This window comes from Streptomyces sp. NPDC048603, assembly GCF_043199475.1.
Taxonomy (GTDB): domain Bacteria; phylum Actinomycetota; class Actinomycetes; order Streptomycetales; family Streptomycetaceae; genus Streptomyces.
Window position 1 is genome coordinate 774739 of record NZ_JBICVY010000001.1, and the last position, 13755, is coordinate 788493.

Annotated in this window: 5 protein-coding genes; all 5 read right to left on the reverse strand. The window is 73.3% G+C overall.

The window, feature by feature from the left end:
- Nucleotides 1-15: 15 nt before the first annotated feature.
- On the reverse strand, nt 16-1362 hold the full coding sequence (locus ACGFQ9_RS03695; protein ID WP_393570744.1) for an acyltransferase domain-containing protein: 1347 nt from the start codon (nt 1360-1362) through the stop codon (nt 16-18).
- 87 nt (nt 1363-1449) lie between these two features.
- Nucleotides 1450-2643 (reverse strand): cytochrome P450, encoded by a 1194-nt coding sequence (locus tag ACGFQ9_RS03700; protein ID WP_393570746.1) that lies wholly within the window; start codon nt 2641-2643, stop codon nt 1450-1452.
- 16 nt (nt 2644-2659) lie between these two features.
- On the reverse strand, nt 2660-4423 hold the full coding sequence (locus ACGFQ9_RS03705) for a thioester reductase domain-containing protein (RefSeq protein ID WP_393570748.1): 1764 nt from the start codon (nt 4421-4423) through the stop codon (nt 2660-2662).
- Complete coding sequence (locus ACGFQ9_RS03710) at nt 4420-12711, reverse strand: amino acid adenylation domain-containing protein (RefSeq protein ID WP_393570750.1); 8292 nt, start codon at nt 12709-12711, stop codon at nt 4420-4422. The genes ACGFQ9_RS03705 and ACGFQ9_RS03710 overlap by 4 nt, the downstream gene beginning before the upstream one ends.
- 119 nt (nt 12712-12830) lie before the next feature.
- Nucleotides 12831-13634 (reverse strand): 4'-phosphopantetheinyl transferase, encoded by an 804-nt coding sequence (locus ACGFQ9_RS03715; protein WP_393570752.1) that lies wholly within the window; start codon nt 13632-13634, stop codon nt 12831-12833.
- Nucleotides 13635-13755 lie beyond the last annotated feature (121 nt).

Consider the following 13755-nt stretch of genomic DNA (forward strand, 5'->3'; position numbering starts at 1 on the left):
GGCTCCCGGGGCGGTTCAGCGGGTCGAGGACAGTACGGCGACGATGAGGGCGGCCAGCCCTCCCAGGGTCGGCTCGGCGATGAAGCGGCCGTCCGCCCCCGCTGGGTCCAGACCGAAGTGTGCGGTGACCTTGCCGAGCATTTCGGCACGCTTGAGCGAATCGATGCCCAGGTCCGCTTCCAGGTCCGCGTCGCCGGTCACCACCTCGACGGGATATCCGAGCGTCGACGCGTACAGCTCCTGCAGCTCGCTCAGGATGTCGCTCCGCGACGGCGGCTGGGTGACGGCCGGGACCGCGGCGACTGCAATGGGGGGCACTGGCAGGGCCGGCGCTGTCGGAGCCGGGCCGGACACGGAGGCCATCGGCTCAGGAGCAGGAACGGGTACCGGCTCCGGCTCCTGCGCCGCCGGGCGCGGTCCCGGTTCCTCCCCGGTGCCCGGCCACCCCGTACCGTCGAGCCCGGTCACCGTCACGTCGCCGGGGACCGTACGACGCACCAGCCGGGCCAGTCCGGCCCGCCCGCACTCAACGAAGCGGTCGGCGCCCTCGGCGTGCAGCGTGCGCACCGCGTCGAGGAAGTCCACCGGCGCAGTGAGCTGCCGTACCAGCAGCCCCTTGATGTCGTCGGCGTCGGTGAGCCTGCGGCGGGCGACCGGCGAATGGACCACGGCCCGCAGGGGCAGCGAGCGGATTCCGGCAGCGGCCTGCGCAAATGCGTCCGCCGCCAGTCGCAGACCGGGACTGTGAAAAGCATGGGGAGCAGTCAGCAGCGTCGCCTGGCAACCGAGTTGCCGCGTGAGCCGGGCGACGGCGTCCACCGACGGGCGGGGGCCGGACACCACCGTCTGCCGAGGCGCATTGTATACGGCGACCGTCAAGTCCGGGTCGGCGACGGCACCCACGAGGTGCGCGGCCCGCGCCGCGGGCAGTTCGAGCGCCACCATGGCTCCGGGGACCGGTGCGTGCGCGGCCAGGGCTTCCGCACGGTGGCAGACCAGCCGGGCGCCGTCGGCGAGGCCGAAGGCGCCCGCCACGGTGAGCGCGGCGATCTCCCCCATGCTGTGGCCGACGAGCACGCCGGCCGGGCCGTAGCGGTCCTCGGCGAGGCGGTGGCCGGCCACGCCGGCAGCGAAGACGGCGAGCTGGAGCGCCAACGGGTCCGATCCGGCGAGTTCGGAGGCCGGGGACGCGAAGCGGTCGGTCAGCAGGCCGGAGACTCCCTGGTGGCCGAACTCGCGGGCCACGCGGTCGATTTCGGCGAGGATCCCGGGGAGCGCCGGGTGCTCGCCGATCGCATCGGTGAGCACCCCGGGGGTGTATCCGCCCTGGCCGGGCAGGAGGAAGACAGTGTCAGCCGCCATGGTGTGTCCTTCGGGAAGGGGGCGTTCGGGTCGTGGGCAGGAGCCGGCGGCGAACGGGCGTCGGCCCGGGAGCGGACGCCCGTCCGGTCACCAGCTGACGGGGAGTTCGCGCAGGCCGTAGAGCACCATGTCGTGGCGGAACGGGAGTTCGGACACGGGGCGGTCGACGCGCAGCCCTGGAAACCGGTCGAACAAGCCGCTGAAGACGGTGCTGAGTTCCACCCGCGCCAGGGTCAGCCCGATGCACTTGTGGAAGCCGTGGCCGAACGCGATGTGGGCCTGCGGGTCGGTGCGGTGGATATCGAAGGCGTCCGGGTCGGAGAAGACCGAGGCGTCCCGGTTCGCCGCGTTGATCATGACCAGTACGCCGTCCCCGGCCCGGATCCGGGTGTCGCCGAGGGTCAGGTCGGCAGTGGCGGCCCGCGGCAGCCCGGCATGGTTGATCGACAGGTAGCGCAGCAGCTCCTCGACGGCCTGCGGCCACAGCGCCGCATCCGCCGTGAGCGCGGCCAGCTGTGCGGGGTGTTCCAGCAGGGTGACCGTGCCGAGGCCGATCATCTGGGCCATGGTGTCGTAGCCGGAGAGCAGCAGGAGCGCGGCCAGTCCGACGAACTCGTCGTGGCTGAGCCGGCCCTCCTCCTCGTGGGCGACGAGCCGCCCGAGCATGTCGTCGGTCGGCATCTTCTCCCGCGCGGTGACCACCCGGTCGAAATAGCCCATCAGTTCGGCGGCGGCCGTTGCGGCCTGTTCGGGAGTACTGGAGCGGTCCAGGATGACGTCGGTCAGGGTGATGAAGGTCCCGGATTCCGCAGGGGGCACGTCGAGCAGTTCGCACATCACCGTCGCGGCCATCGGGAAGGCGAGGTCGCGGACGAGGTCGGCGGAGTTCCCGCGGGCGGCCAGGGTGTCCAGCAGGCCGTCCAGGACGGCCCGCATCCGGGGCCGTTTGGCCTCCATCCGGGGGGCGAGGAACTCCCGGGTCACCAGCCGGCGCAGCCGGGTGTGGTCGGGGGCGTCCTGGTTCAGGAAGAAGCCGGGCGGCAGCGGTGTGTCGCCGGAGATGTAGGAAGGGTATCCGGGCGTCTTCGGGTCCGAGCTGAACCGGGGGTCGGTGAGCACGGTGCGGGCGTCCTCGTGCCGGGTCACCACCCATACGGGCTCGCCGCGCCGGGTCCGGACCCGGAACACCGGCTGACGGGCGCCGAGCTCGGCGTACGCGGGCGGCGGGTCCAGGGGGTTGCTGCGGGGCATGGGGAAGTCGGGAAGGGCAGGCCTGTTCATGCTGCGGCTCCGTGGGTCAGCGTCGGGGATCGGCGGGCGGCGGCAGGAAGCCGGTCGAGACGAAGTAGTCCAGGTAGGTGTCGAACAGTTGCCTGCCGACCGGCGGGCAGGAGATGCCGCTGCCGTCGAGCGCCGACGTCAGGTGTGTGGTGTCGAAGACGGGGCGGCTGTCGAGGCGGCCGATCTCCGCCGCGGGCGCCTCGGGTCCGAACAGGGGCAGATATACGGCGAGTTCGTTCTCCTCGCCGCGTTCGACGGCGTCCGACAGCTCCCGGTACCACTCCCGGTAGGGCAGGCGGCGAAGCCGGTAGCCGTAGGCGGACACCAGCTCGAACACGTCGTTCATCCGGACGGCGTGCGCGCCGGGGACGTTGAAGACGGCGTGCTCGCTGCCACCGGAGACCGCCACGTGCGCGATGGCCGCGGCGCAGTAGTCGACCGGAACCAGCTCCAGCTGCAGGTCGAAGTCGAGGTACGCGCCGAGCTGGACGCAGCCTTTGACGAGGTGGTTGATGAAGGTGTCCTCGGAGCAGGCCCCGGTGTCCCGGGCACCGGTCACCGCCCCCAGCCGGTAGACGTGGGCGGGGACTCCGCGTTCACGGGCCTGCAGCATGAGGCTGTCGGCGACCCACTTGGACTGCCGGTACCCGCCGACGACCCCGTCCGTGCCGGTCAGGGGGGCCTCTGCCCAGCACCGGGTGCCCGGGAGTCCGGGGTAGACGCCGGTGGTGGAGACGAAGTGGACGGCCTTCACGCGGGTCCGGCAGGCCAGCCGCAGCACCTCCTGCGCACCGAGGACGTTGACCGGTTTGATCTTCGAGTAGGGCACCACCCAGCTGGAGACCGCCGCGTTGTGGACGATCATCTCGACCTCGGCGGCCAGCCGGTGGTAGTCCTCGCGGCCCATGCCCAGGTACGGACGCCCGGTGTCGCCGGGCACCCCCCGCAGCCGCTCCCGGTCGCCCGGGCGCAGCAGGCCGTACTCCTCCAGGTTCGCCAGCACCCGCTCCAGTGCTTCCTCCGGCCCTGTGGCCCGGACGAGGACGTGCAGGGTCGCCCGGGACCGCTCGAGCAGCTCGCGCAGCAGGAACGCCCCGGTGTAGCCGGTGCCACCGGTGAGCAGCACGCTCCGGTACGCGCCGCCCCGGACCGGCGGCCTGGTGTCCGGACCGGGGCGGATGTCTGCCGGAAGGGCGGCGTCCGCGGCCATCCGGTCACCGGCCACTCCCCGCGGATTGGTGTCGCCGGAGGTCCGGGGCCCCGGACCGGGAGCCGCGGCGGAGGCGGTGCCGGAACCCGCGCCGGGTCCTGCGTCCGGGGCGGCCCCGTTGCCGATCAGTGCGGCGAGCCGGGAGACCGTCGGGTCCTCGAAGAGGCGCCGCAGGTCCAGCCGGACCCCGAAGGCGTCCCGGACCTGTGCGGCCATCTGCAGCACGGTCAGCGAGTCGCCGCCCAGATCGAAGAAGCCCGTCTCGACGTCGACGTTCGCCACTCCGAGCAGGTCCTGCCAGATCCCGGCGATCCGCGCCTCCAGCGGGTCCCGGGGCGCGACGAAGCCGGCGCCGGGGGTCCCGGCGTCGCCCGTGTCCTTGAACGCCGGCAGGTTTCCCCGGTCCACCTTGCCGTTGGGCAGCCTGGGGAGGGCGGGGAGGACGACGAAGTGGGCGGGAACCATGGCCTCGGGCAGGTGCCGGCGGGCGTGGACGCGCAGCGCGGAGCGCAGCTCCGCGGTCCAGGAGGCAGACAGCGGGTCGTTGGCCAGGTGCGGGTCGGTCCTCATACGGCGTCCTCGGTCTCCTCGTCGGGGGTGGTGGCCGGGGCCGGAGCCGGACCGAACACGGCGTCGAAGGCATCGAGCCGGCCGTCGGCGGGTACGAGGGCCCGCAGGGAGCGGCCTGCGGCGTCGGCCCATGCGTACAGGTCCTCGGGGTGCACCGCGGCGCCTTCGTCGACCTCCCACAGCAGCCGGTCCAGGTCCCAGGCGGTCTCCTCGTCGGCCAGGGAGGCAATGGCCCCGACGGCGGCCGCGGGCCGTGCGAGACGCCTGTTGGGGATGCCCGTGACGACCAGGGGTCCCGGCTCCCTCTGCAGGAGGCGCCGCAGGCCGTCCGGTCCGCCGGTCCCGGACCAGGGGGTCGCCGGGGGTTGCGCGCCGTCCTCGGGGGCCGGCCCGGCGACGAGCGTCACGTCGTACCGGAAGACCGTCAGCTCGTTGTCGTGGCGCCCGCGTTTGAGCTCGATGCGGACCTCTGCGACGCCGTCGCTCCCGTCCGCGAACCCGCGGAAGAATCCGGGGGACAGGCACAGCTCGCGTTCCTCGTGCAGGCGGCGGACAACGCCGTGCCGGATCTCGGCGGCCGTCTGCAGCAGGCCGCCGCGGTGGAGTTGGACCGAGGTCTGGAACTCGGTGAGCATCTCCAGGGAGCGGATGTCGCCGAGGAACACGGAGCCGCCGGGGCGGACCACCCGGAGGGCCTCTCCGATGACCTGGCGAAGGTAGTCGGGGCCGGGGAAGTACTGGACGACCGAGTTGAGGACGACTGTGTCCAGGCTGTCGTCGGCCAGCCCGGCAAGGTATTCCGGTCCGGCCTGGGCGAGCCGGACGTGGCCGGGCAGGGGCCCGCCGAGGCAGCGCGCGGCGGCGTCCAGCGCGGCGGGCGCGAGGTCGACGCCGTGGTATTCGGTCACCTCTGCGGCGAGCGAGCGCAGCACCAGTCCCACGCCCACCCCGATGTCGGCCACCGCCTCGGGGCGGAGGGCCCTGATGCGGGCGACGGTATGGCCCAGCCACTCGCGCATCTCGGCGGCGGGCACGGGTTCCCCCGTATGGCTGCTGAGCCAGCCGACGAACTCGGCGCCCTCCAGCGCCCCGTCCGGGCCGTGTGCGCCTTCCGGGGCGGCACCTTCCGTGTAGGCGTTGTCCCAGACCTCGCCCCAGTGGCGGACGTGGTCCCGCTGCGCCGTGCCGAAGGAAGCGGGCCCGCGGGGGGCGACGTACGCCACAAGTTCCGTGCCGTGCGGTCCGTCGACGGCCGTGACGGCGACGGAGTCCACCCCTTCGTGGCGGGACAGGACGCTCTCCACCTCGTCGGGCTCGATCCGGTGGCCGCGGATCTTGACCTGGCGGTCGACCCGCCCGAGGAACTGCAGGCCGCCGTCACCCAGCAGCCGGACCCGGTCACCGGTCCGGTAGTACCGGCCGGAGGTCCCGTCCTGCGCCGGCACGAACCGCTCGGCCGTCTGCTCCGGGCGGCCGACGTATCCCTCGGCCACTGCCTCCCCGCCGATCCACAGCTCTCCGGGGACTCCGGCCGGGGCGGGCCTGCCGTGCGGGTCCAGCACCCGGATGAGGGTGTTGGCGATCGGGCGGCCGATCGGGATCGATGTGGCCGTTGCGTCCCGCACGGGGTCGAGCTCGTGGGTCGTGGACCAGATCGTCGTCTCGGTGGGGCCGTACATGTTGAGGACGCGTACGCCGGGCAGCGCGGCCAGCAGCCGCCCGGCCAGCCCGGACGGGAAGGCCTCGCCTCCGACCAGAAGCACCCGCAGCCCCTTCAACGCGTCGAGCGCCTCCGGCTCGGTGGCCACCGCGGACAGCAGTGACGGGGTGCCCTGGAGCAGGGTGACACCGTGCCGGACGCACAGCTCGGCGAGGGAATGCCGGCTGTCGGCGACCTCGGCCTCGTGGGCGTCCCGCAGCCGGTCCACCCAGGTGAGACCGGCAAGGACATCGTCGGGCGGGAGTCCGAAGTCCACCAGGCAGGCGATCTCGTCCACACCGGCCTCGGCCAGCTCGCGTACCGGCCCGGCGCAGGTGTCGGGGGACCCGAAGAGTCCGGAGGTCTCGAAGTACCGGTCGACGGCCAGGTCGACGACCGCGTCGATCTGCTCCGCGGCGCCCATCTCCGGCAGGTCGCGGCCAGTGCTCCGGAACAGGGTCCGCCACAGTTCGGTGGAACTGCGCAGGTAGTCGGCGAAGGGCCCGCGGGCCCGGGTCCGGGCGTCCTCGGTGTCCTCGGACATGAAGGTGTGGACCATGACGGTCACGTGGCCGCGGCCGGCGTGGCCGGCAGCCTCCCTCGCCTTGCGGTACGCCTCGACCTTCACCGCGAGGCCCGCGGGGGTCTGGCCCAGCAGGTGGGTCAGGATGTTCACGCCGGAAGCCCCGGCCCGCTCGAACGTCTCGGCCGAGCCGACCGAAGTCAGCCAGACGGGCGGCTCGTCCTGGACCGGCGCCGGGAACACCCTGACCTCGACGTCCTCGCCACTGCCTCCGGTCCGACGCACGGGTTCCCCGCGCCACAGCCGCCGGAACTCCTCGAGCTGTTCCGCCATGAGTTCCTTGCGGCGGGGGAAGTTCTGGGGGCGCAGCACGAAGTCGTTGGAGTTCCAGCCCGACGCGAAGGCCAGTCCCACCCGCCCGGCAGACAGGTTGTCGACGACCGACCACTCCTCCGCGATGCGGATCGTGTCGTGCAGGGGGGCGACCACGCTGCCGCAGCGCAGCGCGATCCGGTCGGTGACGGTCGCCAGGGCGGCGGACATCAGGGACGGGTTGGGGTAGAGACCGCCGAAGGCGTGGAAGTGCCGCTCGGGGGTCCACACCGCTTCGAAGCCGTGCCGGTCGGCGAACTTCGCGGCCTCCACCACCAGGCGGTAGCCGTCCTGGGCTGCCGTTCCGGCAGAGGCGGCGAAGAAGAACAGGCTGAAGCCGAGCGGCCGTCCGGTGGCACGGACCGGCGGCACCAGGTTGCCGGTGATCCGCTCGCCGGCGATCACCACCTTGGCGCCGCGGGTGAGCGGCCAGAGCAGTTCGAGCACCGAGATGTCGAAGGAGACACTGGTGACGGCGAGCACGGTGTCCGCCGGACCGCATCCGACCCGTTCGTCCATGCCGGTGAAGAAGTTCACCGCGTTGCGGTGCCGGACGGCGGTCCCCTTCGGTTTCCCGGTGGACCCGGACGTGTAGATGACGTACGCCCGGTCCGTGGCGGATGCGGCGGTCGGCGGGGCCGAGCCGGGCCGGCCGGCCACGGCCCCTGCGTCGCGCGCCAGATCGACGGTGTGCAGGGCCTTGATGGCCTCGGTCGCTCCGGGTCCGCGCACCAGGCAGGCCAGCCCTGCGTCGGCGGCCATGTGCTCCAGCCGGCCCCGGGGGAAAGAGGGGTCCATCGGGACGTAGGCGGCGCCGGTCTTCAGTACGGCCAGCAGCGAGATGACCAGGTCGGGGCCGCGCCGGACGCTCACGCCGACGAGGTCGCCGCTGCCGATGCCGAGGCCGCGCAGGTGGTGGGCGAGCCGGTTGGCGCGCCGGTCGAGGTCGCCGTAGGTCAGTTCCATGTCGCGGTGTACCAGGGCGGTGGCCTCCGGGGTCAGGGCGGCCCGGCGCTCGAACAGTCCGTGGACGGTGGCGTCCCGCTCGAACGCGGTGGTGGCGCCGTGGGCGCGGGCCAGCCGTGCGTGTTCGGCCGGGTCCAGCAGATCCATGGTGGCGGCGGGGGCGTCGGCGTTCTCCGCGACGGCTCGGAGGGCGCGCTCGTAGTAGCCGGTGAGGCGGGAGCAGAACTCCTCGGGCAGGACGGCGAGGTCGCAGTCCAGCCACAGCCGGAGCCGGCGTTCCCCGGGGTCGACCAGGAAGTTCACCGCGAGGGGGTAGTTCGTCTCGGCGACCCCGGCCGTGACGGTCATCAGGGTGTCCGCGGCACCGCCCGGGGTCCGCCCGAAGTCCATGTAGTTGACGTAGCTGGAGAGTTCGGCGGTCTCGCCGGTGTCGCGGAGGATCTGGGCGATCGGGTACCGCCTGTGCGGAGCCGCCGCCTGCTCGTGGGCGAAGGCCTGCCGGGCAATGTCCGTGAGGCTGCCGGTGCCCAGGTCCAGGCGGAGCGGGAGGGTGTTGAGGAAGACACCGATGGTGTCGTCGCCCCCCGGTTCCTCCAGGCGGCCGTTCGCGACGACTCCGGTGAGGATCTCGTCGCGGCCGCCGACCAGGCGCAGCACCGCTGCGTGTGCCGCCACCAGCAGGGATTTCAGCGGCAGGCCCGCGGCGCGGGCCGCGGTGCGCAGGCGGGCGGCGGTGTCGGCGGCGACCGGGACGTCGTAACGGTGGACCACCGGTACGGCCGCCGCCCCGGGCGGGCCGTCCACCGGGGCGGCGGGCGCCAGGACCGTGGGCTCGGCGCCGCGCAGCAGCCCTGTCCAGTGGTCGCGGGCGGCAGGGTCCGCGAGGGCGTCCCGCTCGGCGGCCACAAAGTCCCGGTGGAGGGAAGCAACCGGGGGAAGCCGGCGTACAGTGCCGGCCAGCCGGGCCGCGTAGTGCTCGACGACCTCCTCCAGCATCCGCATGTCGCTCCAGCCGTCGAGGACCACGTGGTGCTCGACCACCGAGAGTTCGAAGGAGTCCGCTTCGCAGAGGTGGACGGCGAACTTCAGCAGGGGGGCCTCGGCCAGGTCGAAGCGGGTGGATTTCGCGGCCTCGACCCATGCCCCGATGAGGCGCAGCCGTTCCTCCTCGTCCATGCCCCGCAGGTCTTCTCCGGATTCGACCGGGACGGTGACCCGGCTGTGCACCAGTTGGAGCGGCTCCGAGAAGCGCGAGAGGTCGAAGGAGCAGCGCAGGGCGGGATGACGGTGCGTCATGTCGTCGACGGCGTGGCGCAGGGCGTCCGGGTCGTACCGGGCGGCCACCCGCACGCTGGTCACCACGCGGTAGACGGAGGAGTCCTCGGCGTAGGCAGCGTGGTAGAGCATGCCTGCCTGCATGGCGCTGAGGGGATAGGCGTCGTCCAGACCTGCCGGGAGCAGAGCCCGGTCCGCCTCGCCGAGCAGGCCGAACGGCCGGCGGCGGGGGTCGGTGGGGGCGTCCGGCCTGCCGTCCGCCGTCACCGCCCTGGTACGTGCGGCCAGTTCGCGGACCGTCGGGCCGCGGAACAGGTCGGCCACGTCGAAGGTCCAGCCCCGGCTCTCGGCGCGGGTCCGTACCCGGATGGCGTGCATCGAGTCGCCGCCCAGCGCGAAGAACGACTCATTCACACCGAAGCCGGTGACGTCCAGCACGCTGCTCCAGACCTCGTGCAGGACCGCTTCCACGGGAGTGGAGGGCCCGACCGCGGGCGCGGGTGTGCCGGGGCGTTCCGGCGGTACCGCGTCCTGGTCCGTCGGCGGGAGGGCCTTGCGGTCGAGCTTGCCGTTGGGGAGCAGCGGCAGCGCGTCGAGGAACACGAACCGGCTGGGCATCATCTGGGCCGGGAGACGGTCGCGGAGCCAGGTGAGCAGGGCATCGGGCGCCGGGTGGACGGCCGCCACCAGGTGGGCGACCAGCCGCGGCCGGCCGTCCTCGTCGTCGGGCGCGGTCACCACGGCCTGCTCGACGCCGGGGTGGGCGAGCAGCACGCTCTCGATCTCGCCGGGTTCGATGCGGAACCCGTTGACCTTGACCTGGTGGTCGAGGCGCCCTCGGTACAGGACGACGCCGTCGGGGCGGAGTACGGCGAGGTCGCCGGTGCGGTAGAGCCGGCCGGGACCGGAGCGGTCCGCCAGGAAGCTCGCGGCGGTGAGTTCCGGGCGGCCGAGGTACCCCTTGGCCACCTGGACCCCGCCGATGTACAGCTCGCCCTCGAGGCCCGGCGGCAGCGGTCTTCCTTCGGGGTCGAGGACGTGCAGGGTGGTGTTGGCCACGGCGCGGCCGATCGGGACGGGTTCCCCGGGGCCGTCCGTGCCGCAGCGCCAGTGGGTGACGTCGACCGAGGCCTCGGTGGGGCCGTACAGGTTGTACAGTTCCGGGCCCCGTCCGCCGGGGCGATGCACCCGGAGGAACCGGTTCACGGTCTCCGGCCGTAACGCCTCGCCGCTGCTGAACACGCGCCGCAGGGAGGGCAGCGGCGCGGCGGTGGGCTCGGCCAGGAACAGGTCGAGCATGGACGGCACGAAGTGCACCGTCGTGACGGACCGGGAACGGACGGTCTCCGCGATCGCGCGCGGGTCCCGGTGGGCGCCCGGGGCCAGTACGTGCAGCCGGGCGCCGGTGATCAGCGGCCAGAAGAACTCCCAGACGGAGACGTCGAAGGTGAACGGGGTCTTCTGGAGCACTACGTCGTCCGCGCCGAGGCTGTATTCCTCCTGCATCCACAGGAGCCGGTTCACGATGCCGCGGTGGGGCACCTCCACGCCCTTGGGGCGGCCGGTGGAGCCGGAGGTGTAGATGACGTACGCGGTGTCGTCCGGGCCGCAGGGCCGGTCGTCGGGGGCCGACCCGGCGGGGCCGGCCGGCTCGTCCGGGGCGCCGTCGGTCAGGGTCAGCGGGACGCCCAGGCCGTCAGCCTCCGGCCTCAGCGCGGCGCGGCACAGCACCGTGCGGGCCCCGGAGTCGCGGATCTGGAAGGCCAGCCGTGCGGAGGGCAGTTCCGGGTCCAGCGGCAGGTAGGCGGCGCCCGCCAGCAGAACGGCGAGCAGATCGACGACCAGGTCGAGGGAGCGCTCCTCGTACACCCCCACGATGTCCCCGGTGCGCACGCCTGCGTCGCGCAGCCGGCCGGCCAGGACGCCGGCCCGGTCGACCAGGACACGGTAGGTGAGGGAGGCTTCGGCGGTCTCGGCCGCGACGGCGTCCGGGGTGCGTTCGGCCTGTGCGGTGACGAGCCGGTGCAGCGGCCGGCTCAGGTCGTAGTGGCGTACGGCCTCCTCGCCGAAGGAGCGCATGAGCGCGGTGTCCCCGTCGGTGAGCAGCGCGACCTCCCCCACGGGCCGGTCCGGCGCTGCGAGCAGCCGGTCGAGGAACACTGCGAACCGGTCCCGGTGGGCCCGGAGGGCGGCGGGCTCGTGGAGGCCGGGGTTGGGGTCGAAGGTCACCCGGATCTCGGACCCGTCGGCTTCGCCGAAGAAGTCCAGGGCCAGGTCGGGCACGGGTCCGGTGGAGAGCTGGTGGATGGTGCCGTCGGCAGTGCCGAAGCGGAGCCGCCCGGCGAAGGTGACGGCGTTGACCCGGACGGGCGCGGGCCCGGCGTCGTGCCGGTCCCGGCGGATCCGCCGGTGGATCTCCTCGCCCCGGTACCGCTGGTGGTCCAGGAGTTCGCGGAGGGCGCCGGATGCCCGGTCCACGATCTCGCGGAAGGTGGTCCCCGGCGTCACGGTGAGGCGCAGCGGCAGGACGTTCGCCAGCATGGCCGGTGTGGTGAGGGCGGTCCTGGTCGTCCGGGCCCGGACCGGCAGGTCGAGGACGATGTCGTCCTGGCGGGCGGTCCGACGGAGGTATGCGGCGGTCGCCGCGACGACCACGGCCGACCAGTGGGTGCCCTGTTCACCGGCGAACCGGCCGACGCCGGTCAGCGGCCGGGGTGCCCGGAGGCGGGTGGATCCGATGGTCTCCTGCCGGGCGGTGCCGGCTGCCGCGGTGTACGCGGTACGGGGGTCCGTGGCAGCCCGGCCGGAGAGGCCGACGGGGTCGGGCCAGGCGGAGGTCAGGCCGGACCAGTGCTCGGCGTCCGCGGCGTGCACGGGGCCCGAACGGTATGCCTCCTCCTCCGCGAGCACTTCGGCAAGGGAGCCGAACGTACGCGGACCGGGGGTGGAGCCGGCGGCCAGGGCGGTGTAGGTCTCGGCGAGACGCCGCCAGAACAGGGCCTGCCCGTATCCGTCGAGGACGATGTGGTGGTAGCGGAACCAGAAGAGCGACCGTCCGGGCTCCAGGTGCAGGAGGGCGATCGTGTGCAGGGGGGCCGTGGCCGGGTCCACGGGTTCGGCCAGGTCGGCCGCCATCCAGCTTTCGGCGGCCCGGCGCGGGTCGGGCTCGGCGCCGAAGTCCGCCGTGATGAGCCCGGGGAGCTCGTCGACGGGGACGGGTGTCTGCCACGGACGGTCCGCCTCGTCGGTCCCGAACCGGACCCGCAGTGCCTCGGTCTCCTCCAGAGTCCGGCGAACCGCCTCGCCCAGCAGGTCCCCGTCGACCGGACCCTCGAGCTCTACGTATCCTCCGCAGTTCTGGCGCGCGGCCTCGGCCCCGGCCCCGGCCCCGATGCGATGGGCGATCCAGATCTCGTGCTGGGCCGCGGACAGGGGCAGGCGATGCGTCGTCATTTTCACCGGGCCACTCCTCCCATACATTCCGGAAACAGAGCCGCCCGGGCCGGCCCCGCGGCGCTGCGGTGCCGGAAATCCGATTGCGCACTCTTCTGAACACGCGCGGCACATGGAAATCAGCGGGCGCGTGAATTTACTTCTCCCGGCGCGGCGGCAAAGGCTGCCCCGACGGAGTCGAAAGGCAAGATGAATTCGCTGTGATGTTGCTGCGACGCGGACCCCGTTGCCCGGCCCTCGGCCGGCGGGACGAACACCGAGGTCAGCACCAGGCCGTGGGCGGCCGTCCAGCGCCCTTGGACCTCTCGGGGGCCCGGCGGTCCGGGGAGTCCGCAAGCATGCGGGACCCGGGCCGTGAACCCTCCGTCGCCCGCGCCGAAATCGACGTCCACGTCCTTGAAGTCCATCTCGCAGCGGACGGCGGTGTCCCGCAGCCCGGGACGCGGGGCGGCCACCGCCTTGTAGACGCTCTCCTTGGCGCTGAACAGCACCCTGCCCCAGCCGACTCGGGGGCGCCGGCCGGTCAGCGCGGCGATCCTGCCGAGTTCGGCGGCCCCTGCGATGGCCCGCAGCATCCCGTCGGGAAGCTCTGCGTCGGGCTCCGCATCGATGCCGATGCCGTCCGCGTACGCCATCGGCACCACCACCGCGGCCCGGTAGCCGGTGCAGTGCGTGATGGACCCGAGGACGCCCTCGGGCCAGACGGGCGCGCCGGCCGCCCCTCGCGGGATCGGCACCGGAGCGATGCCCAGCCGGGCCAGCGCCCGGCGCGCACAGTGCCGGCCGGTCGCGAACTCGGCGACCCGGCGCGGCACCGCGCGGCGGACGACGGCACGTTCCTCGGGGAAGAGCCGGTGGTCCGGCGCATCGGCGTATGCCTCGCACACGGAGACGGAAGCCGGCAGGAGCCGCTCGATCACCACGCCCCCGGTGTCCGCCGCGGAGGTCGGACGGTCCAGGTGTCGTTGCCGGTGAGGAGGCGGCCGAGGTCGCCCTTGCCGTTCTGTTCGATGGCGTGGTCGAGCTGGTCGGCCATCTGGGTGT

What these genes read in the sequence shown, in the direction of transcription:
- ACGFQ9_RS03695 (WP_393570744.1), bottom strand. Translation starts at nt 1,362, where the DNA reads ATGGCGGCTGACACTGTCTTCCTCCTGCCCGGCCAGGGCGGATACACC.
- ACGFQ9_RS03700 (WP_393570746.1), bottom strand. Translation starts at nt 2,643, where the DNA reads ATGAACAGGCCTGCCCTTCCCGACTTCCCCATGCCCCGCAGCAACCCC.
- ACGFQ9_RS03705 (WP_393570748.1), bottom strand. Translation starts at nt 4,423, where the DNA reads ATGAGGACCGACCCGCACCTGGCCAACGACCCGCTGTCTGCCTCCTGG.
- ACGFQ9_RS03710 (WP_393570750.1), bottom strand. Translation starts at nt 12,711, where the DNA reads ATGACGACGCATCGCCTGCCCCTGTCCGCGGCCCAGCACGAGATCTGG.